This is a genomic window from Bacteroides faecichinchillae JCM 17102 (assembly GCF_000614145.1).
In the GTDB taxonomy this organism is placed as follows: Bacteria; Bacteroidota; Bacteroidia; order Bacteroidales; family Bacteroidaceae; genus Bacteroides; species Bacteroides faecichinchillae.
Genome location: NZ_BAKK01000007.1, coordinates 74,347 through 100,361, shown reverse-complemented (window position 1 = coordinate 100,361; position 26,015 = coordinate 74,347). Strand labels below are relative to the sequence as shown.

General features: G+C 37.8%; 20 protein-coding genes and 3 pseudogenes. 8 read left to right on the top strand and 15 right to left on the bottom strand.

All coding sequences use genetic code 11. The annotated features are described in order from the left end of the window. The first annotated feature begins 162 nt into the window (after positions 1 to 162). On the top strand, positions 163 to 417 hold the full coding sequence (locus JCM17102_RS05550) for an NVEALA domain-containing protein (protein ID WP_033886565.1): 255 nt from the start codon (positions 163 to 165) through the stop codon (positions 415 to 417). Then, positions 411 to 1,472 (top strand): BF3164 family lipoprotein, encoded by a 1,062-nt coding sequence (locus JCM17102_RS05545; protein ID WP_025074324.1) that lies wholly within the window; start codon positions 411 to 413, stop codon positions 1,470 to 1,472. The genes JCM17102_RS05550 and JCM17102_RS05545 overlap by 7 nt, the downstream gene beginning before the upstream one ends. A 157-nt stretch (positions 1,473 to 1,629) precedes the next feature. On the opposite strand, the gene JCM17102_RS05540 is transcribed toward JCM17102_RS05545, so the two are convergent. Continuing rightward, positions 1,630 to 3,465, bottom strand: coding sequence for a glycoside hydrolase family 2 protein (locus JCM17102_RS05540; RefSeq protein WP_025074323.1), 1,836 nt, complete (start codon positions 3,463 to 3,465; stop codon positions 1,630 to 1,632). Between the two features lie 303 nt (positions 3,466 to 3,768). On the opposite strand from JCM17102_RS05540, the gene serS reads away from it, so the two are divergent. Beyond that, complete coding sequence (gene serS / locus JCM17102_RS05535) at positions 3,769 to 5,043, top strand: serine--tRNA ligase (RefSeq protein WP_025074322.1); 1,275 nt, start codon at positions 3,769 to 3,771, stop codon at positions 5,041 to 5,043. Positions 5,044 to 5,187: 144 nt separating this feature from the next. Next, positions 5,188 to 7,475: pseudogene (locus tag JCM17102_RS26355) on the top strand (bifunctional dihydroorotate dehydrogenase B NAD binding subunit/NADPH-dependent glutamate synthase). A gap of 166 nt (positions 7,476 to 7,641) precedes the next feature. On the opposite strand, the gene panD reads toward JCM17102_RS26355, so the two are convergent. Both panD and panC read right to left on the bottom strand, forming a co-directional pair. Then, on the bottom strand, positions 7,642 to 7,995 hold the full coding sequence (gene panD / locus JCM17102_RS05525; RefSeq protein ID WP_025074321.1) for an aspartate 1-decarboxylase: 354 nt from the start codon (positions 7,993 to 7,995) through the stop codon (positions 7,642 to 7,644). Between the two features lie 19 nt (positions 7,996 to 8,014). Continuing rightward, a complete protein-coding gene (panC, locus tag JCM17102_RS05520; RefSeq protein ID WP_025074320.1) occupies positions 8,015 to 8,863 on the bottom strand; it encodes a pantoate--beta-alanine ligase in 849 nt (282 codons plus the stop codon). Positions 8,864 to 9,005: 142 nt separating this feature from the next. Between panC and JCM17102_RS05515 the strand changes: the two genes are divergently transcribed. Both JCM17102_RS05515 and bamH read left to right on the top strand, forming a co-directional pair. Further along, positions 9,006 to 9,842 (top strand): glycogen/starch synthase, encoded by an 837-nt coding sequence (locus JCM17102_RS05515; RefSeq protein WP_025074319.1) that lies wholly within the window; start codon positions 9,006 to 9,008, stop codon positions 9,840 to 9,842. Positions 9,843 to 9,862: 20 nt separating this feature from the next. Further along, positions 9,863 to 11,518 carry a BamH family beta-barrel-assembly machinery protein gene (gene bamH / locus JCM17102_RS05510; protein WP_025074318.1) on the top strand — a complete coding sequence of 552 codons (1,656 nt, stop codon included), beginning with the start codon at positions 9,863 to 9,865 and terminating at the stop codon, positions 11,516 to 11,518. A 241-nt stretch (positions 11,519 to 11,759) separates the two neighbouring features. Here bamH and JCM17102_RS05505 read toward each other — a convergent pair whose 3' ends face one another. The 3 genes and pseudogenes from JCM17102_RS05505 to JCM17102_RS26350 form a co-directional block, all read right to left on the bottom strand. After that, complete coding sequence (locus tag JCM17102_RS05505) at positions 11,760 to 13,160, bottom strand: glycoside hydrolase family 57 protein (RefSeq protein ID WP_025074317.1); 1,401 nt, start codon at positions 13,158 to 13,160, stop codon at positions 11,760 to 11,762. Between the two features lie 13 nt (positions 13,161 to 13,173). Further along, positions 13,174 to 14,448 carry a glycosyltransferase family 4 protein gene (locus tag JCM17102_RS05500; RefSeq protein WP_025074316.1) on the bottom strand — a complete coding sequence of 425 codons (1,275 nt, stop codon included), beginning with the start codon at positions 14,446 to 14,448 and terminating at the stop codon, positions 13,174 to 13,176. Positions 14,449 to 14,465: 17 nt separating this feature from the next. Then, positions 14,466 to 16,402 (bottom strand): annotated as a pseudogene (locus JCM17102_RS26350) (glycogen debranching enzyme N-terminal domain-containing protein). A gap of 189 nt (positions 16,403 to 16,591) precedes the next feature. Between JCM17102_RS26350 and JCM17102_RS05490 the strand changes: the two are divergent. Continuing rightward, positions 16,592 to 17,269, top strand: a complete 678-nt coding sequence (locus JCM17102_RS05490; RefSeq protein WP_025074315.1) for a rhomboid family intramembrane serine protease — start codon at positions 16,592 to 16,594, stop codon at positions 17,267 to 17,269. Positions 17,270 to 17,319: 50 nt separating this feature from the next. Here the strand turns inward: JCM17102_RS05490 and JCM17102_RS26345 are convergent. Beyond that, positions 17,320 to 17,917 (bottom strand): annotated as a pseudogene (locus JCM17102_RS26345) (MarC family protein). Between the two features lie 137 nt (positions 17,918 to 18,054). Here JCM17102_RS26345 and JCM17102_RS05480 point away from each other — a divergent pair. After that, positions 18,055 to 18,735, top strand: coding sequence for a Crp/Fnr family transcriptional regulator (locus JCM17102_RS05480; protein WP_025074314.1), 681 nt, complete (start codon positions 18,055 to 18,057; stop codon positions 18,733 to 18,735). A gap of 128 nt (positions 18,736 to 18,863) precedes the next feature. Here JCM17102_RS05480 and JCM17102_RS05475 read toward each other — a convergent pair whose 3' ends face one another. The 8 genes from JCM17102_RS05475 to JCM17102_RS05445 form a co-directional block, all read right to left on the bottom strand. Beyond that, entirely contained in the window at positions 18,864 to 20,957 is a 2,094-nt protein-coding gene (locus JCM17102_RS05475; protein WP_025074313.1) for a BT4734/BF3469 family protein, read from the bottom strand. Positions 20,958 to 21,711: 754 nt separating this feature from the next. Next, positions 21,712 to 22,137 carry an Ig-like domain-containing protein gene (locus JCM17102_RS05465; RefSeq protein WP_033886563.1) on the bottom strand — a complete coding sequence of 142 codons (426 nt, stop codon included), beginning with the start codon at positions 22,135 to 22,137 and terminating at the stop codon, positions 21,712 to 21,714. Further along, positions 22,091 to 22,987: a hypothetical protein gene (locus JCM17102_RS30255; protein ID WP_073349456.1), complete on the bottom strand. Its 897-nt coding sequence runs from the start codon at positions 22,985 to 22,987 to the stop codon at positions 22,091 to 22,093. Before JCM17102_RS30255 ends, JCM17102_RS05465 begins: the two co-directional genes overlap by 47 nt. 264 nt (positions 22,988 to 23,251) lie before the next feature. Next, positions 23,252 to 23,506, bottom strand: a complete 255-nt coding sequence (locus JCM17102_RS31320; RefSeq protein ID WP_245798471.1) for a hypothetical protein — start codon at positions 23,504 to 23,506, stop codon at positions 23,252 to 23,254. Then, entirely contained in the window at positions 23,475 to 23,657 is a 183-nt protein-coding gene (locus tag JCM17102_RS31315; protein WP_245798472.1) for a hypothetical protein, read from the bottom strand. Before JCM17102_RS31315 ends, JCM17102_RS31320 begins: the two co-directional genes overlap by 32 nt. Before the next feature lie 12 nt (positions 23,658 to 23,669). Beyond that, positions 23,670 to 24,365, bottom strand: coding sequence for a hypothetical protein (locus JCM17102_RS05455; protein ID WP_025074311.1), 696 nt, complete (start codon positions 24,363 to 24,365; stop codon positions 23,670 to 23,672). Then, positions 24,362 to 24,679, bottom strand: a complete 318-nt coding sequence (locus JCM17102_RS05450; protein WP_025074310.1) for a hypothetical protein — start codon at positions 24,677 to 24,679, stop codon at positions 24,362 to 24,364. The genes JCM17102_RS05455 and JCM17102_RS05450 overlap by 4 nt, the downstream gene beginning before the upstream one ends. A 276-nt stretch (positions 24,680 to 24,955) precedes the next feature. Continuing rightward, the gene (locus JCM17102_RS05445; protein WP_025074309.1) at positions 24,956 to 25,996 is read right to left on the bottom strand and encodes a Gfo/Idh/MocA family protein; all 1,041 of its coding nucleotides are present in this window, start codon (positions 25,994 to 25,996) and stop codon (positions 24,956 to 24,958) included. Positions 25,997 to 26,015 lie beyond the last annotated feature (19 nt).

The following is a 26,015-nucleotide window of genomic DNA, read 5'->3' as shown; positions in this document are numbered from 1 at the left end:
AGCAAAAATAGTAGATTTTCCCACTTTTATTTCCCATTTTTGTCTAACAACATATTTTAAATAGTTCAGAAAACATGCATCATTCATCAATATTATAGCTATAATAGAAAGGAGGATAACAAAAAATATTGTATGAAAGTAACCATTTTATAACTCAAAATCATGAAAAAGATTATCAAAGTAACATTTTTATCAGTAATTACGTTAATAGTGGGATATAATGTTTATCGCACACAACTGGTAAAACCAATATCAAAGCTAATATTAGCGAATATAGAATCATTAGCCCAAGAAGAACACTTCAAATGCGACAATTCAAACGGATACCGCAGAATATTGAGTGGAGAAGAAAGAATCTATGATTGTTGCTACAAAGAACAAACTGGAAAAGGAAAAGAAGATTGTAAAAGATGGTAAATAAAGCATTCCACCTAAAAACATCAAGGCTAGTGTATACACTTGCCTTGATGATAGTTTTCTTTTCTAGTTGTACGCAATCACAAAAATCAAAAGAAAAAATTCCCGTAATTGCGAAAAACCTAAAAGATAAATTATCAATCGAAGTTGATTCCTTAAAATTACCATTTATATTCTATCCAGAAAGATGGTTTTTAAACAATAATCAGCTTTATGTACTTAACAATAAAGATTCTTCCTTTCTTTCCATCTTCGACCTATATACACAGAAGCTCATACAATGGGGAAAAATCGGTAATGGACCAAATGAGTATATTATCCCATCTTTATGCCGTATGAAAAAAAATGGAAATGTAGGCATTTATTCAAATGCTCTGAATATAATGAACATATACCAAACAAAGGCAGATTCACTCATTCACACACATACATTCCACTTCCCTATTTGGAGTAAAGAACATGGAATTCCCAAAGCATATACCCGAATGCAACAATATGATGACAGCTTGTTTATAGGAACAAGTTTTATGCCTAAGGAAATTGCAGTAGAACTATTAAACTTGAAAACAGAAAAAGTAGTAGATGCAATAGATTTCTCATTAAAACCTTCTGAAAATGATTATTCTGGTCCTTATGAATGCAAGATCTCAGTAAGTGATAACTATATGGCTATCGCTTATAGATATATTAATCGTTTGGAAGTTTATCAAATTTCCTCTCTTGGTTTTAATCTAAAATTAATTATTGGAGACGACAAACTCCAAAACGATTTATACAATAAAGATCGGGATGATGAAATGATTTACTATTATTCAGATGTGATTTGTGGAAAAAATACGATATATGCAATCTATCAAGGAACACAAGTACAAAATTTATCAAATGTTCGGAGTTCATTAGAAATCTACAATTTAGAAGGTGAAAATCTAAATACAATCAATTTAGGAAGATACATCAGCGACATCGTCATTGACGAAACAAGCAATATTGTATATGCTTGCGATAAAAATATAGAAGATGATTATCTATATTACTACCAACTTCTTCCATCTTAATAACCATTTAGTGGAATGAAAATATCTGAATTTTAGAACTAGCACATTGATTATCGAACAAAAAATGAGATGTAATTCAGGCTATTACATCTCATTTTATCCTATATAATAGCAAAAGAAATTCCCATACAAGACTCTTGAGCAACAAGGCACATTTCTATTTCTTTTTCCGCGTACTCTTTATTACATCTTGATTTATCTGTTTCACCTTATCAAGATCCATCTTTTCCACTTTTCGATCATAAGTAACCAGACCGTTTATCTCATGTTCCACATCCGTAGTTTGTGTGTAGATAGCTGTACTCAATCCAAAATATTTAATCATCTGCTCTAATTCAGTAGCCATCAATACATAAGTATCCGTTAATTGGTCCTTATTCAACATCATCTCATAAGCATCATTACGTACAGGCCACATATGTCCACGCACAAATAAACCTTTTCCTCCGAATTCTCCAAGGGAAGCCCCTCTCTTATCAGTTGGCCGAGGCATTGCCTGAGGTTCTATCTTACCATAATGGTGCATGTCTACAAAATCACCATTACCGGGATCTCCGTATGCTTTACGATATCCGGGAGCATAGTTGTATCCGGACATTCCATTTACCAGACGGCTGGAATCATATTTCTTCACCCAATCAGTAATGTCGGTTGCTTCAAAAGCTCCCCAATTCTCATTAAACGGAACCCACATTACAATAGATGGTGAACTAACATGTTGGTCAATCATCACTTTCAATTCATCACGAAACTGTTTGCGAACAGCCACAGAATCTGCATCATCAGGCTCCCAAAGGTTAGGCATATCTTGCCAAACCATCAAACCAAGTCGGTCACAATGATAATACCAGCGTTGAGGCTCAACTTTAATATGTTTACGAATCACATTAAATCCTGCACGTTTAGCTAGCTCAATATCATACAACAAAGCCTGTTCTGTAGGAGCAGTAAATGCACCATCAGGCCAATAACCTTGATCCAAAAGACCGATGTGGAAAACAAATTCTCCATTCAACAAAGGACGAAGCACCCCATCTACCTTACCCATAGTAACCGACCGCATACCAAAATAAGAAGATATTTCGTCTATTATCTTTCCTTTCCGGTCTTTCAACTGCAATTTCAATTCGTATAAAAAAGGATCATCCGGACTCCACAAACGAGGATTCTGAATAGGCAGATAAAAACTGGTATTGGAACTTCCATTTGATTTTGCAACTTCCGAATTACCGTTACTGGCAATTGCAGTCACTGTCAATCCCGGATTATCACTATAGGCTACTACTTCCAGACGGTTATTCTTCACATCAGGCACAAGCTTTATATGAGAAATATATTGTTTCTCTACCGGTTCAAGCCAAACTGTCTGCCAAATACCAGAAGTATAAACATAATCACCACGAGGTCCGTTCTTTCCCGAAGCAGCCCGACCATCATTCGGGTCGTAGGCACCTACCACGAGAACGTTTTCGCCCGATTTCAAGTAATCAGTGATATCAAAGCTAAAAGCATCATAACCTCCCGTATGAGTTCCAACTTTCTTACCATTTACAAACACTGACGAAATACGATCCACCGCACCAAAATTCAGTAGCACATTCTTGCCTTTCCATTCTTTCGGAACAACAAAACTACGTCTATACCACAAGCAAGTATCCCCTTTACGAGCTATACCAGATAGTTCTGCTTCAGGAGGAAATGGTACACGTATTTTTTCTGTGTTAGCAGGAAAGACAGGAGGGGTAGTAGCAGTAACGGGATCAGATAATTTTTTACCACCCATATAGTCCCACATTCCATTCAAATTCAACCACTTGTAACGCACCATCTGTGGACGAGGATATTCTGGAAAAGGAACTTTAGTAGCTAATGCTTCCGCTGTCCAAGGTGTAGGCAATGTAAACTTTTCCAAGTTTTGTGCCTTTACATTAAAAACGCCTCCAGATAAAAGCAAGAGGCAAAAGATAAACCAAGTAATGACATTTTTTCTCATAATAATAGTTTTATAATGTATTTGATGAATACGTTGATAACAAGATCATTCCCCAAAGAACGTCATAGCATTTTCATTAATCAAGTCTCAAAGATAATATTTTGTAAGTAATATATCACTTTTATCAAAAGATATATTTAGATGACAGATGAAGACAAATATTCACTTTATGGATAAAAAAGCATATATTCTTAGATTTTACGGCAATTATTATACGTAAAATGTATAATAACTATGCCTACATATCTTTTTGCTCTATCTTTGTAACTCGAAACAAAGAAAGTTCAAAAAAAGTATATAGATATGCTTACTATTAAACAAATTACAGAAAACACAGAGGCGGTACTCCGCGGACTGGGAAAAAAGCATTTCAAGAATGCAAAAGAAACGATCGATCAGGTTATCGCTTTCAATGACAAGAGACGTAACACACAAAATCAATTAGATAAGAATCTGGCAGAGGTTAATTCCCTTTCACGTACTATCGGACAACTAATGAAAGAAGGTAGGAAAGAAGAAGCCGAAACAGCCCGTGCTCGTGTTGCCGAATTGAAAGACATCAATAAAGAGCTGGATGCTACAATGACAGAAGCTGCCACTGATATGCAGAACTTACTTTATACCATTCCTAACATACCTTATGATAGTGTACCTGAAGGTGTAGGTGCCGAAGATAACGTTGTGGAGAAAATGGGTGGAATGGAAACTGAACTTCCTAAAGACGCACTTCCTCATTGGGAATTAGCAAAAAAATATGATTTGATTGATTTTGATTTGGGTGTTAAAATCACTGGTGCCGGTTTTCCTGTATATAAAGGTAAAGGTGCCCAACTTCAACGTGCACTTATTAATTTCTTTTTGGATGAAGCTCGTAAATCAGGATATACTGAAATTATGCCGCCGACTGTGGTTAATGCAGCTTCCGGTTATGGTACAGGACAGCTTCCTGACAAAGAAGGACAAATGTATCATTGCGAAGTAGATGATTTATATCTGATTCCTACAGCAGAAGTTCCTGTTACCAACATTTACCGTGATGTAATTTTGGAAGAGAAACAATTGCCAATCATGAACTGTGCCTATACTCAATGTTTCCGTCGCGAAGCCGGGTCTTATGGCAAGGATGTACGCGGCTTAAACCGTCTGCACGAATTCTCTAAAGTGGAACTGGTCCGCATTGACAAACCGGAACACTCCAAACAATCTCATCAAGAGATGCTGGACCATGTAGAAGGTTTATTGCAGAAACTAGAACTTCCCTACCGTATCCTTCGTCTTTGCGGTGGTGATATGAGTTTTACAGCTGCTCTCTGTTTTGACTTCGAAGTATATTCTGAAGCACAAAAACGTTGGCTGGAAGTTAGTTCCGTATCCAACTTTGATACGTATCAGGCTAACCGCCTAAAATGCCGTTACCGTAGTGCAGAAAAGAAAACAGAACTTTGTCATACATTGAACGGCTCAGCACTAGCATTACCCCGCATCGTTGCTGCTTTACTAGAAAATAATCAGACACCGGAAGGCATCAAGATTCCGAAAGCATTGGTTCCGTACTGTGGTTTCGATATAATTGACTAATATCTTTTCATATTCAATATCAAAAAGCCACTCATCAAAAGAGTGGCTTTTCTTTTTTATATTTCAGAAATAAGATGTATCTTTGTCGAAATTTACATCATTCTGATAGCAGTTACGTAATAATTCCAACAAAAATATTAGATAATGAACAAAATCATTAGCAAAGAACGTTTTTCAGAAAAAGTTTTTAAACTTGTAATTGAAGCTCCTTTAATTGCTAAATCCCGCAAGGCCGGGCACTTCGTGATTGTGCGTGTGGGTGAAAAAGGAGAACGTATGCCTTTAACTATTGCCGGTTCTGATATAAAAAAGGGTACTATCACTTTGGTAGTACAGGAAGTCGGCCTCTCCTCTACCCGTCTTTGTGAATTAAACGAAGGTGATTATATAACAGATGTAGTAGGTCCGCTAGGGCAAGCTACCCATATTGAAAACTTCGGAACTGTAGTTTGTGCCGGTGGTGGTGTAGGTGTTGCTCCTATGCTTCCTATCGTACAAGCCTTGAAAGCTGCCGGAAATAGGGTAATTACTGTATTGGCAGGTCGCAATAAAGACCTCATCATCTTGGAAAAAGAAATGCGCGAAAGTTCAGACGAAGTTATTATCATGACTGATGACGGTTCTTACGGTCGTAAAGGTCTGGTTACAGAAGGCGTGGAAGAAGTGATCAAACGCGAAAAAGTAGATAAATGTTTCGCTATCGGTCCCGCCATCATGATGAAATTCGTTTGTTTACTTACTAAGAAATATGAAATCCCAACTGAAGTATCATTGAATACAATCATGGTAGACGGTACGGGAATGTGTGGTGCTTGCCGTATCACTGTTGGAGGAAAAACTAAGTTTGTTTGTGTAGATGGCCCTGAGTTCGACGGTCACCAAGTTAACTTTGATGAAATGCTGAAACGTATGGGCGCGTTCAAAAACATTGAACGTGAAGAAATGCATAAACTGGAGCCCGAATGTGAAGCCACCAAAGAAATAGACGAAAAAAGCCGTAACGCTGCATGGAGACAGGAATTGCGTAAATCAATGAAAGCGAAAGAACGCACTGCTATTCCTCGCGTTGAAATGAATGAGCTTGATCCCGAATATCGTTCACATAGTCGTAAAGAAGAGGTGAATCAAGGATTAACTGCTGAGCAAGCAGTCACCGAAGCTAAACGTTGCCTTGACTGTGCCAATCCGGGATGTATGGAAGGATGTCCTGTAGGCATTGACATTCCTCGTTTCATCAAGAATATCGAGCGTGGTGAATTCCTCGAAGCAGCAAAGACATTGAAAGAAACAAGTGCACTTCCGGCTGTTTGTGGTCGTGTTTGTCCACAGGAAAAACAATGTGAATCCAAATGTATTCATTTGAAAATGAACGAAAAACCGGTAGCAGTCGGTTATCTGGAACGTTTTGCTGCAGATTATGAACGCGAAAGCGGTCAAATCTCCGTTCCCGTCATTGCAGACAAGAATGGTATCAAAATAGCTGTGATAGGTTCTGGACCTGCCGGACTGTCATTTGCAGGAGATATGGCTAAATACGGTTATGATGTAACCGTATTCGAAGCACTGCATGAAATCGGTGGTGTATTGAAATATGGTATTCCAGAATTCCGCTTGCCCAATAAGATCGTTGATGTTGAAATTGAGAATCTCTCTAAGATGGGAGTCAAATTTATCAAGGACTGTATTGTAGGAAAGACAATCAGTGTAGAAAATTTGCAAGAAGAAGGATTCAAAGGAATATTTGTGGCTTCCGGAGCCGGGTTACCTAACTTTATGAATATACCGGGAGAAAATTCCATTAATATCATGTCTTCTAACGAATACCTGACTCGTGTTAATCTGATGGATGCAGCCAGTGAAGATTCTGATACTCCGGTAGCTTTTGGTAAAAACGTAGCAGTTATTGGTGGTGGAAATACAGCAATGGATTCTGTACGTACTGCCAAACGCCTAGGTGCTGAACGTGCCATGATCATTTATCGTCGTTCGGAAGAAGAAATGCCGGCACGTATTGAAGAAGTAAAACATGCCAAAGAAGAAGGTATTGAATTCCTCACCTTACATAATCCGATCGAATATATTCCGGATGAACAAGGCCGGGTAAAACAAGTTGTTCTTCAAAAGATGGAGTTAGGAGAACCGGATGCTTCGGGACGCCGTAGCCTATAGCTATTCCGGGAGCAACAGAAACAATTGATATCGATCTGGCTATCGTTAGTGTCGGCGTATCGCCAAACCCAATTGTTCCAAGTTCTATTAAAGGTCTGGAAGTTGGCCGTAAAGGTACTATTACTGTCAATGATAATATGGAGTCTTCCATTCCGATGATTTTTGCAGGTGGTGACATCGTACGTGGTGGTGCAACAGTAATTCTAGCAATGGGTGATGGCCGCAAAGCTGCTGCCGCTATGAATGAGCAATTACAAAAATAAAAGCTAGGCATTATCAAAATTGATAATCGCTAATATTAATATTAATATTAATGATAGAGTGATATGCTATATTTAAATATAGCATATCCAATATATACTCATAAAAAATCCTTGACTGCTTATGCAATCAAGGATTTTCTTTTTCATATAAAAGAATTGTTCTCTCTTACTTCACTACCTTGTTCGTTGCCGGATCCGGGAAAATCACAGTCGGTTTAAACGACTTCGCTTCCTCAAAATCCATTAGTGCATATGACATAATAATCACAATATCATCTGGTTGCACCTTACGGGCAGCAGCACCATTCAGACAAATCTTACCGGAACCGCGCTCACCTTTGATAATGTAGGTTTCAAAGCGTTCGCCGTTATTGTTATCAGCGATATACACCTTTTCTCCCGGAATCATGTTCGCTGCATCCAGTAGGTCTTCATCAATCGTGATACTACCCATATAGTTCAGATTGGCCTCTGTGACACGTGCACAATGAATTTTCGACTTCAACACTTCAATCATCATAAGGTTTCGTCTTTTAAGTTTAAAGTTCGTTATATTTAATATTATCAATCAGACGAACTTCACCACAGAACACTGTAATACAGCCAACTGCATATGAAGTATCCTCCCAATTGCTTATCTTCTGCAAAGTGTTTCCATCTACAATCTCGAAATACTCCAAACGTAAACCCGGAGCATCCTCTATCGCATCTTCCACCATTTTTTGCGTCTCACTTACCGTATGAGAGACTGCAAAGGTACGACTTTTAAAGATTGCCTGAGAAATTTTTAAGGCATTTTCACGTTCTTCAGCAGACAAACGTTTATTCCGGCTACTTAAAGCCAGTCCATCTTCTTCGCGAACAATCGGACAGCCTACAATTTCCAATTTATATTTCATCTGACGAACCATCTCACGAATAATCGCCAACTGCTGAAAATCTTTCTCGCCAAAGTATGCACGATCCGGGGTTACCGCATCAAACAACTTGCTAACAATCTGGCAAACGCCATTAAAATGTCCCGGACGGAAAGCTCCCTCCATTACCGTATCCAATGGAGCATAACTAAATTGACGAGTATCCGGTTGCGGATACATTTCTTCTACAGACGGAGCAAAAACAAATGTCGCTCCGCAATCATCCAACAGGCAGCAATCAGCATCCAACGTACGTGGATATTTTGCTAAATCATTTTTATCATTAAACTGAGTGGGATTTACAAAAACACTCACTACTGTTATATCATTCTCATTTGCACTACGCTTTACCAGCGACGCGTGTCCTGCGTGTAAAGCGCCCATTGTGGGTACCAGTCCTACCTTCTTACCCTGGGCTTTCAGAGCTGTCAATTCAGTCTGTAAGTCCTTGATAGTGTGTATTACTTTCATTTTCTTTAATTGGTTTATGTTTGGGTCTTTTGCAAAAACTCTGCAAAATAAACTAATATTTGCCACATAAAGAAAGAATATGCTATTTAAAGTTCCTTTTTTTTGCTATCTTTGCAGAATATTATAGTGAACTATTGTTATTATGACAAAGGCGAATAAAGTTTTATTTATTACACAAGAGATTACACCTTACATTTCAGCATCCGAAATGGCCAACATAGGTAGGAACCTGCCACAGGCAATCCAGGAAAAAGGCCGTGAAATCAGAACCTTTATGCCTAAATGGGGAAATATCAATGAACGCAGAAACCAACTGCATGAAGTGATTAGACTCTCGGGGATGAATCTGATTATTGATGATACTGACCATCCACTTATCATAAAAGTTGCTTCTATCCAATCTGCTCGTATGCAGGTGTATTTCATCGATAATGATGATTATTTCCAAAATCGTCTGCAAACAGCGGATGAAAACGGCGTAGAATATGATGATAACGACAGTCGTGCTATTTTCTATGCACGAGGAGTGTTGGAAACAGTGAAGAAACTTCGTTGGTGTCCAGACGTTATTCATTGTCACGGTTGGATGACAGCATTAGCACCTCTTTATATAAAGAGAGCTTATAAAGACGAACCTTCTTTCCGCGATGCAAAAATAGTATTCTCTGTATACGAAGATGATTTCAAGAATACATTTAGTGAGGACTTTGCTAACAAACTAATGTTAAAAGGTATCACAAAGAAAGATTTGGCTTCTTTAAAAGAACCAATAGACTATGCTACTCTTTGCAAACTAGCAGTCGATTATTCTGACGGAGTAATCCAGAACAGCGAGAAAGTAGATCAATCCATTATCGAATATGCCCGTCAATCAGGCAAATTGGTACTCGATTACCAGAATCCGGATAACTATGCAGATGCTTGTAACGAATTCTATGATCAGGTATGGGAAGCTACAGCAAACCAAATAGAAGAATAAAAAATCAAGAAACGATGATCATGAAAGCAAAATATGCCTTGATAACCTTATTAGCAATCACATTTTGGGGATGTGATGATAGCACTGCCGGACTGGGATTAGGAATGTTTCCAGAAAGCGATCAAAATATTAGCGGAAGATTAACAGCCTTTGATGTAACAACAAACTCCGTTCCCACTGGTCAGATCTATGCAAAAACCAATATCGGTTATGTAGGGAAATTTACTGATGATTATTTTGGAGCTTATCAGGCTGGTTTTCTAGCGTCCATAAACTGTCCGGAGAAATTAACTTTTCCGGGAGTTTATAAAAATAATGCTTTAAATGATAAAGGTGAACCATACAATTATATGGTAATAGAACCGAGCGACGATATCCAATTAATTTACGACAATGATAAAAACGAGCCAATCGGAGAACCCATTGGTAATATCCATACTGTTGAACTTTATTTATGGTATAACAGCTATTTTGGAGATTCATTGACGGCCTGCCGTTTAAGTGTTTATGAATTAAACAAAAAATTGGAACTCAAAGACAAGCCCTATTATACTGATATTGATCCGAATAATTACTATGATAAAGCAGATCTATTAGGAAGCAAAGCTTATTCGGCTGTTGATCTGTCTGTAAAGGATTCTATTCGTAACCTAGATGGTTATACACCCTACGTATACCTCAATTTCGACAAAGACATTTCTTATAAAGTCGGTGGAGAAATCTTAAGAGCCTCAAGACAAGCAGATAAAGCAGGTGCAATTTTTGATTACAATAAATTCAGCGATGTTTTCAAAGGCGTCTATATAAAAAGTGACTATGGGGACGGAACAATACTCTATGTATTCCAAGTTGAAATGAATGTGGTTTACAAATGTTATGCAGTAGACGAAACAACTGGTATAAAGCTTAAAAAATCGGGTAGTACAGCAGACTCTACCTATTATTATAAACGCAGTTTTATATCTACTCGTGAGGTAATCCAAGCAAATCAATTAAGCAATGATCCTGTAAAGATACAAGAATTAATTGATCAGGATAATAATACCTATATTAAATCTCCGGCCGGTATCTTTACTCAAGCTACACTTCCTATTAATGAGATTAATGAGAAACTGCAATTAGATACTTTAAATGCTGTAAAACTAACGTTCTCTAATTACAATCAATCAAGTGAAAATAAGTTTGGAATGACTTATCCGTCTACCGTAATGCTGATACGTAAGAAATATAAAGACTCATTCTTCGAAAAAAATCAGCTGACAGATAATAAATCATCTTACTTAACTACCCATTCCAGTACAAGCAATCAATACGTTTTTAATAATATTACTAATTTAATAAATGATTGTTTGGACGATGGAGAGAGAGAAGAAGCAGAAAAGAAGTTTAAGAATCATGAAACAATAACACTCAATTTCACTAATTCTAAAGGTGAGACAGAAACTGTAACCGTTAATAACATAACCGATTGGGAGAAATATAGCGACTGGAATAAGGTGTTACTCATTCCTGTTCTTATTACTTATGATGATGCTACCTCACAAAACAGACAAATTATCAGTGTACAGCATGACTTAAAGCCCAGTTATGTACGTCTGAAAGGTGGCAGCAAAGGTATTGATGATCCAAACTATAGAATAAAACTTGAAGTCGTTTCCACTAACTTTGGAAACTAATATATAAAAGAAACCTATCATTTCCCTATAAAGAACAGCTCAAAATCCCAAAGCGAGCTATTCTTTATAGGGATTTTTATTGACTCATCCTGCAAATTAAGCAATTGATATATTAACAGTGAAGAAGAATCAATTATAAACTTTACTTATCTATATAATTATTTAATTTACCTATACAATAAAAAGGTTGCCTCTTTTTCTATACAGAAGCAACCTTTCTCTAAATTCTATTATTATATATTTATTCTTCTTTTTTCGCAGTTTTCTGTGGACGCGTAATAGCCTTCTTAACCGCTTTCTTTGTTGCCGACTCTTTTTTCGCAACAACCTTTTTAGAGGTCTTCACAGCTTCTTTCTCTGCTTTATTATGCCATTTAGCAACTTCTTTTTGCAAATCAGCAATTTCTTCTCCCTGATTCTTAATAGTAGTCAGTAGAGAATTAAGCTCTTCATTATCCACATCAATGGGATACAATGAATCTACTCGTTTAATAAAGTCACCCAAGATATTCATGTAGTTAGTAAAAGCATCGTAAGGAGAATCATAAATACCCCGATTTAACCAGATCCCCGTATTCTTAGTCGTCATGAAACGGAAATTATTGCTGGCTTGCAAATAATCCCAGTCCTGTTTGATACGACGATCATCACAAAGATGGACACGTTCTGCCACACTATACAACTTATTGAAAGCCTCACGTTGCAAAATGTTACCCAGCCAAGAGCTAGTATCTCTCTCCTCATCTACCCATGACATCGGATAAGGAACATCCAATTGTGAAACAGACTTTAATTTCGTTACAATCTCAGTCGGAGTAGAGAAGGTAATACCTTTAGCTTTTGCACATTCCGGCAAAGCCTTCAGGAATTCAAGAATATTAGAAGACAAAGGCTGAGCCATACCCAATGCGGCCAATTCCATAAAGATATTAATCACTTGTTCTTCTTGCGGCAATGCATCAATCCAACTAATATATTTATCAGCAAACAATGGATATTCCGCCCATTCCGAGTTAGAGAAACGCAAACTAATATCATCAGATAATTTGAAATCCCTCAATAACAATTTTAAGCTGGGAGCCTGATTACAATGATATACATAGTGAGGACTCTTCCATCCCAAAACAGGTTTAGCACCCTCTGTCAGCATTCCTTTAAAGCCCATGGAAGCTACCATACCACCAATCTCATCCGAGTAAATCAAACTAGAGTTACGGAACACCTTCGGTTCTTTGCCGAACATTTGTTTCATCTTATCACGCTGGCGAAGTACCTCTTCGCGGAAGCAATCTTCATTAGCCAATGATGACAAACCATGCGAGTAAGGTTCGCAAAGGAATTCACAACAGCCTGTATCATTCAATTGATGAAGCAAGTCGATCACAGCCGGAGCATGGATTTCAAGCTGTTCCAAAGCGACTCCCGAAATGGACAATGCGACTTTAAAAGCACCTTCCGATTTCTTTGCCATCTCAATCAACGTATTGAGCGCAGGTATGTATGAACGTTCGGCAACTTCATTCATGCCGGTTTCATTCGCATAGTCATCATAATAATAATGATCAGTACCAATATCGAAGAAACGATAACGTTTCAAATGTATGATCTGATGTATTTCGAAATAAAGACAGATAGTTCTCATAGTCTATAATCTTTTATTGTTTACCATAATTTTTTATAACCTCGTCATAGATACCGCGTACCTTGTATCCGACATTCTCCCATTTAATCTCGTCCACTTCACGCTTACCCTCTTCTTTCAGGTAATTGTACATTGCCGGATAAGTACAAATAGAGTAAATGGCATCTGCCATCGCATGAATATCCCAATAATCCGTTTTGATACAGTTTTCCAGAATCTCAGCACAACCGGATTGTTTGGAAATAATAGTAGGTACACTACACTGCATAGCTTCCAACGGAGAAATACCAAACGGTTCGGAAACAGAAGGCATAATATATACGTCACTGGCTTTCAGCACTTCATATACCTGATTTCCTTTCATGAATCCGGGGAAATGGAAACGGTCGGCAATACCACGTTCAGCAACCAGACGAATCATCTGATCCATCATATCACCGCTACCGGCCATTACAAAACGGACGTTACGTGTACGATGTAATACCATAGCAGCAGCTTCTACAAAATATTCCGGTCCTTTCTGCATCGTGATACGGCCCAAGAAAGTCACCACTTTTTCATTCGGTTTCTTTAACGGAACAATATCCTGAATCTCCTGCGATAGCGGAGAAACAGCATTGTGTACAGTAGACACCTTCCTAGGATCTTGAGAATACTTATGAATCACCGTTTGACGGGTTAGTTCACTCACACACATAATATGGTCGGCATGATCCATTCCATTCTTCTCAATGGCGTACACTGTCGGATTTACATTGCCACGACTACGGTCAAAGTCGGTTGCATGCACATGAATCACTAAAGGCTTACCGGACACTTGTTTGGCATGAATACCTGCCGGATAAGTCAGCCAGTCATGGGAGTGAATAATGTCAAACTCTTGTTGACGGGCTACTACACCTGCCACAATAGAGTAATTATTAATCTCCTCATGCAGATTGTCCGGATAGCGTCCGGAGAACTCGATACAACCCAAGTCATTAGTATGAAGATAATTGAAGTCGGCATAAATATGATCACGCAAATCATAATATAATTGCGGATCCATATAACCACCCACACGGCTTTTCACATAATCCCAATCGACATTTCTCCAGACTACAGGCGTACTGTTCATACCGATAATTCTCAAAAAACTCTGGTCTTCGTCTCCCCATGGTTTGGGGATGCAAAAAGTGATTTCCAGATCACTTTGCTGAGACATTCCTTTCGTCAGACCATAACTGGCAGTTCCTAAACCTCCTAAGATATGCGGGGGGAACTCCCATCCAAACATTAAAACTTTCATCTTCGTTCCTCCTCCTTTTAATAATACTTAGACAACAGCTTTAGAATACGCAGCACTTCGGCAACATTCATAGCAAACGAAACAGCTCCACGACCTTTGAAAGGCGGGTTACCATCAAACAATTCGGGTAACGAACTAATACAATGAATGGTTAGTTCATCTTCCAGTCCGATGAGCTGACGCTCTACGAACGATAAACCACTCATTTTATAAATACGAAGATAGGCTTCCATATAGAATCCCATCAACCACGGCCAAGCTGTACCCTGATGGTAAGCATAATCACGCTGTATCTGAGGACCAACATAATTCGGGTTATATCCCCCACTCTTCGGACTCAATGTACGAAGCCCTTTCGGAGTCAGCAACTCTTTAGTTACAATATCAAGCACTTGTTTCTTTTGTACCCTATCTAGAGGTGAATAATCAAATGCGACGGCAAAGATCATATTGGGACGTACACTCCAATCCATCATATTTCCGTCTACATAATCAAGTAAGTAACCGTATTCGTTACGGAATACTTCTATAAATGATTGAGCTGTTACTTCTGCTTGTGCATCGAGCGAATCGGCAAGATGAGCATCGCCTCCTTCGCGAACCAGATCAGCAGTGAAACGCAACGCATTATACCACAATGCATTAAACTCAACAATATATCCTGTACGGGGAATTACCGGGCGACCGTTTACTGTAGAGTTCATCACGTAATTGCCTTATCCACGCCGTTAGCAAAAAGCAAGCCATTCTCATGTAAGAATAGATTCTCATGTTTCCGCTGACGGATAAATTCCATGATATCAACCAACAATTTGCCATATTTCCGGCGGCATTGTTCGCGGGAAGTTTCCTTAGCATATTGCTGCAAAGCCCAAACAACCCACAATAATACATCCGGATGATCCATTTCATATATCTTATATCCTACCGGTTCATCATTGATAAAATTACGAATTACCTTTTCCGCAGTTTTCATCACATCTTCAAATTGATCAACCTCGTCGATAGCAAGGGTCAATCCCGGCAGAGAAATAAACATATCGCGAGCACGACACTTAAACCAAGGATAACCGGCAAGAATATAATGTTCATCTCCCTGTTGATTGTGGAATTGGTGAGCCGAATTCTTCAAGCAATGATAGAAACTATCTCGTGGAGTACGGTCGGCAACTTCCGCATCAAATGTTTGTTTCAACTTACGGGGAGTGATCTCAGATGTTCCGGCAGAAAAGACAATACTTTCACCTTTCTTGATATCTACCTCAAAATACCCAGGCACGTAGAGATCTTCATTAAAATCGTATCCACGTTCCTGCTCTTTAGGATACTCGATTCCCCGATACCAGTCAGGCTGAAAAACAAATTCACATTTCTTATTCAACTGCATAAACAGCTCCGGATAACCGGGATACATACAAGTCTTGATACCATTCTCCACAATCTGATAATCGCGGCTCGCCTGCGAGTTCTCATGCGTATATTCACGCACACTGCGGAAAGCTAGAAAAGGTCTGAAACGCAAGGTGGTAGCCGAATGCGCGTCAAGTAATGTATAACGAATCAGAATTCTATTCTCATGGTGTACAAAGATTTTTTCTTTTCGTAGAACCACACCTCCAACACGGTAAGTTGTCGCCGGGATATGTTCACAATCAAACTCACGAATATACTTATGTCCATTCGGACTAAAGTGGTTTCCTTGATATTTATGTAAACCCAAGTTAAACTCCGCACCGTGTTGAATTACCGTTTCATCAAGAGAAGATAGCAGCACATGATTTTCATCGTCGAGATTTGGCACAGGAATTACCAACAGCCCGTGATATTTGCGTGTGTTACAATCAACAATCGTTGTACAATGATAAGCTCCTGCTTTGTTCGTCCGGAGAATTTCCCGTTGCAGGGATTCTTCCAGATTCGTCATGAGGGTCTTGTCAAATCGTAAATAACTCATAGTTGTGCATTATTTAAAGGTTAATTATTTGGTCCATAGCATATAAACACCGCTCAGAGCACTGTCTACATAGGTATAATGCCCAAATGTACAAATTATAGATAAAAACAAAAATAAAAAGGCTTTTTATTTTCAGATTTTGTGTAAATATTCGTAGTATTGTGTAAAATATCTAAAGAAAAGAATGTAATGAAGCAGGACATTCAGCGTATCATGCTAGCTGCAGCCAGATCTTTGTTCCTTATTTTTATCCTTTACTTACTTAAAACGATTGAAGTAGGAATGGACTGGGACTTCTCTCATCTGGGAGTTTATCCTATGGAGAAAAGGGGGATAATAGGTATTCTGACTCATCCATTGATACACAGTGGTTTCAGTCATTTATTTGCAAATACCCTCCCCTTATTCTTTTTATCATGGTGTTTATTTTACTTTTATCGGGGAATATCCGGTAGAATTTTCATACTTATCTGGCTTGGTTGCGGAATACTCACATTCTTCATTGGCAAACCGGGATGGCATATTGGTGCAAGTGGACTGGTTTACGGCCTTGCTTTCTTTCTCTTTTTCAGTGGTATTCTTCGCAAATATGTTCCACTAATTGCCATATCTTTATTAGTCACATTTCTATACGGGGGAATTGTATGGCATATGTTTCCTTATTTTTCTCCTGCCAATATGTCGTGGGAAGGACATCTCAGTGGTGGTATTATGGGAGTCCTCTGTGCATTTGCTTTTGTAAACTATGGCCCCCAACGTCCGGATCCTTTTGCAGATGAAAATGAAATAGAGGAAGAGAATATTGAAAAAGAAAACTTTGAGGAAGATACAGAAAAAAATGACAAAGAAGATACGGAAAGTCTATAGTTAGATATCGTCTTATGCACTATAGACTTACCTGATATTCAATATTTCAATCAATGTTTTTGCAACGCTTCTATTAACAAGGTAATATTTGCAGTAAATAGCCTTACAGCAATAGCTAAAAGAATAATCCCGAAAAACTTACGAATAATATAAATACCACCCTTACCCAAAAAGCGTTCTACCCGTCCGGTCATACTTACCACAAAATAAACCCAGATCATATTTAGTATCAAGCTATAATTATGTTGATATCAGCATATTCTGCCCGAAGGAAAGTAACATAGTAAAAGCTCCGGCACCTGCCAATAAGGGAAAAACAAGAGGTACTAAAGTAGCCTCTTTAATAGGACCTTGATTCTTAAAAATTTCAATATCCAGAATCATCTCCAAAGATAAAAGAAATATAACAAACGCACCCGCAACCGCAAATGATTCAATATCTACCCGAAAGAGCTTCAATAACATATCTCCTGCATAAAAGAACCCTATCAATAATACAAAAGAGATTATAGTAGCCTTCATTGCATTCACTCCCTTACCTTTCTCTTTCAAGTTTATGATAATAGGTATAGAACCAATAATATCTATTACAGCAAAAAGTGCAATAAATGCACTGAACATTTGCTGCCAATTAAAGCCTGCAAACATAATATCCTCCTTTTTTATTGCAAATATACTCTATTTTTAGGCTTTCAAACAATAAAAAAAACAAAAAGTAAGGTCAGATGGGATTAGTAATATCGTATTATGAGTAAATTTGTGAAATTAACAAAAGATTTTAGCTCATGGAAACAATGTTCGACACTTTACTCCAATTACCTTTATTTCAAGGTCTTTGCCATGAAGATTTTACCAGTATATTGGATAAGGTCAAATTGCTTTTTATCAAACATAAAGCAGGGGAAACAATTATAGAGAGCGGTAGTCCATGCAAACAACTCAGTTTTCTGCTAAAGGGTGAGATTTCTATAATAACAAGGGCAAAAGAAGATATATATACAGTAATAGAACAAGTGGAAGCTCCTTATCTGATCGAGGCACAGTCTTTGTTTGGTATGAGTACGACTTATAAATCTTCTTATGTAGCTAAAACCGAAGCACATTCTGTTAATATCAGCAAATCCTTTGTGCTAAATGACTTATTCAAGTATGAGATTTTTCGTCTCAACTATATGAACATTATCAGTAATCGTGCTCAAAATCTTTATGCTCGTCTATGGGAAGAACCTACACCGGATTTAAAAAGTAAAATCAATCGTTTCTTCCTGTCGCACTGTGAAAAGCCACAGGGTGAAAAGATCTTTAAAGTGAAGATGGACGATTTGGCACGCTGCTTGGATGATACGCGGCTCAATATTTCCAAAACACTGAATGAATTGCAGGATTGCGGTTTAATTGAGTTGCATAGAAAAGAGATTGTTATCCCGGATGCACAAAAGTTACAAAATAGTAATAGCCTCCTATAAATAGTATACATCATTGCCCTCATGCTCTCACTATCCTCACCAAATCCCCTATTCATCGTGATTTCAGCTATGAGAGATCCGATGGTAGTAGAGTGAGAACAACTGTTTGCCCTCACTCTATGCCTCATTTACTCCATTTTCATCAAATGATAAAGTGTCCCCTTGCTAGATTTCCGGCAAGGGATATTTAACTTCTGAAGTGTCCGGCCAAATACTGCCACCTTATTGATAGCCAACTTATCGCGCGTCCTCGTCTGCAAATAATTCAAAATTTGCATGGATGTCATCCATTCGCCATCCTCCTCCTCTTCCGCCGGACGGAGAAAGCAATGAAACAGCTGTTCTAAAGGACTCATCTGTTCAAACTCTCGGTTCGTCTGCTTCAAGATATTCTCATCTTCGTCATCCAGCCAGTAACGCTCACCTTTGGAAACAGCCTCCATTGCTTGGGCATAAAGCTGTCTATAGTTGATGGTAGCATTAGTTTTGATAGGAGCTATCACCTCAATACAAATGAAACGACGGCTACCACTGGGGTCGGTAAGCAAATCTTTCTGATTACTGGTACCAATAAAAGAAGCATAACGACGTATCTCTCGGATCGTGTTACCATGAGGCTTACGCAAGTTAGCGACAGGCTTTTGCAACAAATGTTTCAGAAAACCCTGCTGACTAACATTGACCTGGTCGAACTCATCGATGTTAATCAGGAAAAAACGTCCCAAATAACGTTCCGCTTCTTGCTTACTCTTAAAATCAATGCTATCCGTATATCCGAAACGTAACTCTGGCGGCAAAATCATACGGCAAAACGTCGATTTGCGATAACCCTGCGCACCGACAAGCAGAGGCGAAGTACTGTTGCCATGTTGCCGGTCCATTCCTCTCCAATGAGCCACCATGCTAAGAAACCAACGATAGAACAACTCCCTCCAATATGGATTAGTACAGGAAACCAAGTCTGCCAATGCACGAATACGGTCTTTACCGTCCCAACGACCTACATCATAAAGATATTCTTCTACAGGATTGTACAAAGGGACAAATTCTGAATTCAGGAAGCGGTCTACATCACGGTCCCATGCATTGATACCTTCTTTTAAAGCACAGATAGAAATACTGTTACGCACCCGCTTATCTACAACTTTAAAATAGAAATGAACGGAATCACGTTGGCGATATTCCAAATCATCCAGCACTGTGTTATAACGGAATTCATAACGGCGGTTCATAAACTCCTCCAACAAAAAAGCTGTTTCCTGTTCCCTGCCCACGCTACTTTTCCTCCCGAATCCCTTGCATTCCTGATAAAGATTATGAAATACCGGGCGTATCAGCAATATGTCTTCCTCTCTATAATAATGGATAAGCGTCTGACGCACAGCCTCCTCCTCGGGTATACCAGCTTTAAAACAATGTTCGGCAAGATGTACCAATAAAGGTTGCAAGTCATCACCACGTTTCCAATTCTCCATTTCCTGAAGCGATCGGTTTAATGCAGCCTCGTAAATCTTCGTGAAAGTTTTAGCCGACTCAAATCCCGGTTTCAACCGCAATAAAAGATTCTTCTCTCCCTGTTTCCGTTGCCGGAATGTTTCTTCACCCGGCATTGCCAGCGGTTGTTCCAGGCAGAACGGTGCTGCATCGGAATTATAATAAGGATTCTCGTCCAATGTCATACGGCATTTTTGCGTCAGTACCGGTTCTTTTAGATCAATGTCGTAAGGAAGCATTGGTTGATAACATTTCACAGCCAGCAAATAGGCATGTGCATGAAACAGTGCTGCCTCTGCTTCTTTCACAGGCAGTCCTCGATCATCCGGCAATGCAAAACGTACCCATATCTTCACACTACGGCCACTAGAACCGCAAAATGCAGCAAAAGTCTGGGGTAACAGTGCTACTTGACGCTTTACAAGTTCCATTTCGGACAAGCCGGCCAATCGGTTTACCTCCAACTGTACCAGTCCGTTATACTGTTTCATTCTTCGTCCACCTCCTTTGATACGGGCATATTCCATGGCAGGATAAACGTACGGCAATTTATCTATATGTTCGTACCGGGCATACGTCCCCTCCAACATCGGTATCAGTTCGCGCAAAGCCGTGACATATCCCGGTTTAGTTTCTGTCTTCATTTTGTCGAACAAGGCATTGGCTTCACATACACTCAGAGCCTCTTTCCCATTCGATCCATCTCGTCTGATTAAAGAAATCTTCATTTTACTTTATCTATTTTTCTACTATTACAATTTATTACTTAATACCCGTAAAGGTACACTATTAATTCTCAGAATACAAGCTTTTATAGATAACGGATGACTTTTAAATTCTTCATTAATAGATATTCTCCACTTCATTAATAACAAACTTCCTGTTATTTAATGCCTAACTTCTTTTCCTCTAATAGAGAAATTATTCTTTATTAGATATAAACTATAAATGCAAGTTGCGTTTATAAAAACAGGGCTTTCGTTTATATAAATGCAAGTTGCATTTATATAAACGAAACTTGCATTTATAGATTTCAATTAATAAAGAATAACTTTACTATTAATAAGAATAAAGTTTATAATAGGAGAAGGAGAACTAATCTATTAATACTTCTGCTCATTACTTATAATAAAGTCAGGGCAGACGCATTATACTTTTTACTATAATCACTGTACATCTCCACATTAATCACGCAATTTAACTACCTGTATTACAATTGAATGCACATTTATCTACTTACATCTGCAAGAAGATTAAAATCAGAATATAGAGTGAGGGCAAAAGGTTGCCACCACTCTGCCACCATCATTGCTCTAACTGCTGTAACTCCGATGAACAAAGAGGTTGCAGCAGTTAGTGAGGGCATGAGGGCAAAAAGTAATATAATTTAAATTTGAATTCAGTAGTCCTTGAATACAAACAGGGGGGGTACGCAAAGTCCACAAATCGACCAGCAACTGAGAAGCACAACTGATATAGGGCCTATCCATAACCAAACACTAGTTTCTTCTCAGGTTCTGTTGATTGTACCCAATCCATATTAACACTTGACACATTATCTCCTTTAAGCTTCCATTCATATAGAAGATATTTCATGAATGGTTCATCGTTCGGATCTATACATCTAGCAGTTACTACATATTGACCATCAATAGACCATTCAAGCACAAATGGCGGGAAACCGACCATAACTTCTTTATGGAACTTAGTCGTTATGTTATTAATTACACAATTTGCAGTAATAGTAATAATTCCATGCTTCTTCATTGTCAGTGTACCCGTATTATCAATAGTAGCCACCGATTCATCAGAGCTATTCCAATTTATTGCATAATTTTGAGTGTTATTTCTGATCACGTATTTACTTCCGTTTGTAGCTACATTGGGACCATCTATTTTCACCTTCATTTGTTCCATTAACCATCTGAGATAGCTCGCGCTGCCACGCATTGTGGACTGAATTATCAACATCGCCATTGCTATTTACAAAATTGATAAACATTTGTTTGGCGGCATCACTATAAAGAATCGGAGCTAACTTCGACTTAACATCACCAAAATCCAATCTCCCAAAGATTTTATTCTCATAATAAAAACTTAAAAGACCATTCATTCCTTGCAATATACCCATGGGAATATGAGCACCAAGATGCGGAGTATCCTGGAAAAACAAGAGAGAGGTATAGTGAATTTTGCCTTGGTTCTCCATCTCCTTTAATCCATATCTAGCAATTAGACCTCCCATACTTTGAGCAAAAACAATGTTCTTCTCCGTACAACCTTCTTGAATTTTCCTCTCATTTATTATTTCCATAGCACGTTCAAACAATCTTGCATTTGCCTGAATACTACATTTACAGTCAAATAAATCAATATAAATAATGTCGTATTCACTTGTAAGTTTATAATATGCAGAATATCTATCTTGCAGATATGTTACAAATGTTTTTAAATTGGTAGTCCCATATTTTATATCTCCGCGGTATGCTTCTTCCTTTTTCACAAGTTCGATAGGGTCAAATCCTTCCATAATAATAAAAGGTTTCTTTATCTTTTTTTCAGTGTTTGCAGCAAATAAATAGGAGATTCGTCCTTTGGTTATTATACCATTATAGGGTAAGGTTACCTCAAAATCTTTCGTTTCATCAGGTTCTATCACACCATCTTTTATTGCTCTCGTTGAAATTTCTGCATCAGAAATGATTTTCGCCAAGCTGTGGCTATATAAACAGTAACCATTCGAAAGTTTTGCTCTCATTTTCAAATGTTTGACTCCATCATTACTATAAGTTACAGAATGACTTCCTCCCTTTGTTATAAGTATATAACCTCTACCGTCATCTGCATCAAACTCAACACTACTTGCTGTAATATTGCTCTTCCAAATAGTAGCAGGGAAAGAATAGGTAATGGTACTACCATATAATGTGCTATCTTGAACAGAAAATCCTAATGTATATCCTGTAGCATAAGGATTTTGCCAAACGCCATTGATTACATTATCGAATACCTGCTCATTTTCTTATCTAATAAGGTTATTGGTTAAAGCATCTTCCTTAATATATGAATATTGATACAGAACAATTCCCATAACACCTTTACCTTTTTCATTAAAGGCATATTGCGCTGCTAATACTTCTTCAGCATCAAAAGGTTTTATTCCTACAGCAGAAGAACGGATAGTTCTCAATAGATTCTCATAACCGACTTTATTTACATAATTGCTATCATTAAGTTCTTTACCATTATATATCCAAATCAGCCAATTCGAAAGCATAATCACGTAATAAACCATGGGGAACTTTAGTCTTATCAAGATGTTGGAACATTTTATCTAACCAGCTTCTTACTTCTGGATTATCCTCTACCGATTGCGCCCATATCGGAAAAGATACCAGGCAGCATATAAAAAATATAATATTTCTCATAAGTGTGGTAATTTAATATATAATGTCAGTATCAAATAAGAATTCCTTTCCGTAATAAGTCCTATCTTTTTCTACTAATAGAGCTTCAAATTTGCCATTAGTTACTGATGCCTTATATGTAGCTTCGGGTACATCCTTGCTTACACCTGATGCCTCAAACTCAAACAAACCCGCCAGTTCGTTTTTCTTGACGTCTATTTTAGTAAATTCAATATAGCCACTAGTTGTAGTATTCGTTCTTAGCGTTATCCTTTTTTTTCTAATTTCTTTAGGTATCAAAGAAGTGTCTGCACATTGATAGAGATAAGGATCAACTCCAACTGTTGCAACGTAAAAATCATCTTCAAAACCATAGATCTTTGTATTATCAACTTCTTTTCTGAAGTAATACTTTTCTCCTATTATTGGTAATTTTTTCTGAGCAAAAGATATTTTGAGATCAAATCGTTTACCATCTTTGGAATCCATATATTTACTAATATTAAAAGTAAAGATATCATCTTTAAAACTATATGAATAATTCATGTGAAATGTCGGCGGAACTTCAAAAGCTTTACTCAATCCTTCACTTCTAACAAATTCACCATTAATATAGCATTCCACGAAACTTTTATTTTTAAACACCGCATCATAGACTTCTTTTTCACACTTGCTAAACGTCGTAGTAAAAAAGATAATCAGAATAAATATAGAATATTTGATTTTCATTGTAGTGTATTTAATTCATTTACTAATTGAGTATAGACATTATATAAGCTATCCGGAATATTCAGATCTGCTGCTTCCGCATTAAGATTTAATATGTACATAGAATCCCGGTAAATAACCTGATCCATTAGCATGTTTCCAAAGTCAGACTGTGCTTGATGTTTGGACTCATCTGAAATAGTATTAACATTCCTTATTGTTGTCGTTGGTGTTTCAGCAACAGGCTGTTCTTCTACGATATCTAAATCCTTGCAAGAAAATAGCATTAATAAAAGAAATGAAGGAAATAGTTTTAATTTAGTTTCTGTTTTCATAAAGCATTTGATTTTATATGGTTAAACGATATTTTAATTTAGTAACCGGAAACTAAATCTAATCAACACCTTTAGATATATAGAAAATGGTATCAATTGAAATATAATATGAAAGTAAATAAAAATATCGACTATTAAAATATTTTGAAAAATATTTGTAATAAGAAGACAATAATCAAGTTTTACTATTGATTAAAATTGAAAAAGAAAAAAATGAATAAAGAAAAAATATATCTGTTCAGACACAATTCGGACTGCATTGAATTTAATAAGCAGTCACCCGATATCATATTTCGGTTCTTTGTCCGCCGGGTAAACTACTCCTATTTGTCTGCGTATCTCATCGATGATCTCTATCGAGATAAGTGAATGGTTGTGACTGTTTATTTCAGATTCAAGCTTGCCTTGCTCTATCAAATTTATAAACTCTTCCACTTCATAGAAATATTTATCTTTATCCAATTGAACACCGATCGATTCAGAGGCTATAGCTGTTCCTCTGTCCAATATAGCAGTTTGGCGCGGAAAATATGTAACTTCTTGTATGGTCTGGATTTTATCTAGAAGTAAATTACCTTCTTCACCTTCAATTTCCGTAGGGAGGAAAGAGTTTACTATTTTTGAGTAAAGCACAGTTGCATTCATGCCCTCATATTGAAAATTGACAACTCCCTGTCCGTCTACCCCTGTCGAAAGTAGAATACCACTCGCATCAATCTTATGAGGACGACCGAAGAATGCTACCATTGGATAAATAGTATAAATCCCGATATCCATTACTGCACCATTTGACAATTCAGGCTTGAACGCATTCAGAACAATTCCTTCTTTGAATTTATCATAGCGGGAAGAATACTGGCAATAACATGCAAAATAACGGCGAATAGTTCCTATTTTTTCCAAATACTCTTTTACGATACGAAAATTCGGATTCAAGGTTGCTATCATGGCTTCCATTAAAACCACACCGTACTTATGCGAGGTCTCAATCATAGCTTTAGCCTCCACCGCATTCGAAGCAAGAGGTTTTTCACATAGCACATGCTTTCCATGACGCATGCACAACATGCTTTGAGAAGCGTGCAAATAGGTTGGAGTCGCTATATATACGGCATCGATCAGCGGACTCCTTGCCATATCCTCCAATGAAGTAAAAGTGTATGGGATATGGTGTTTTGCTGCAAACAAATTCGCTCTTTCTTGTGTGCGTGAACATACAGCCACTAACTCAAACCGGCTATCTTGCCGGGCACCGACAATTACCTTATCAGTAATAGTATTTGTACCGACTACTCCAAAACGTACTTTCTTTTCCATAACCTTATTGATTGCCGTT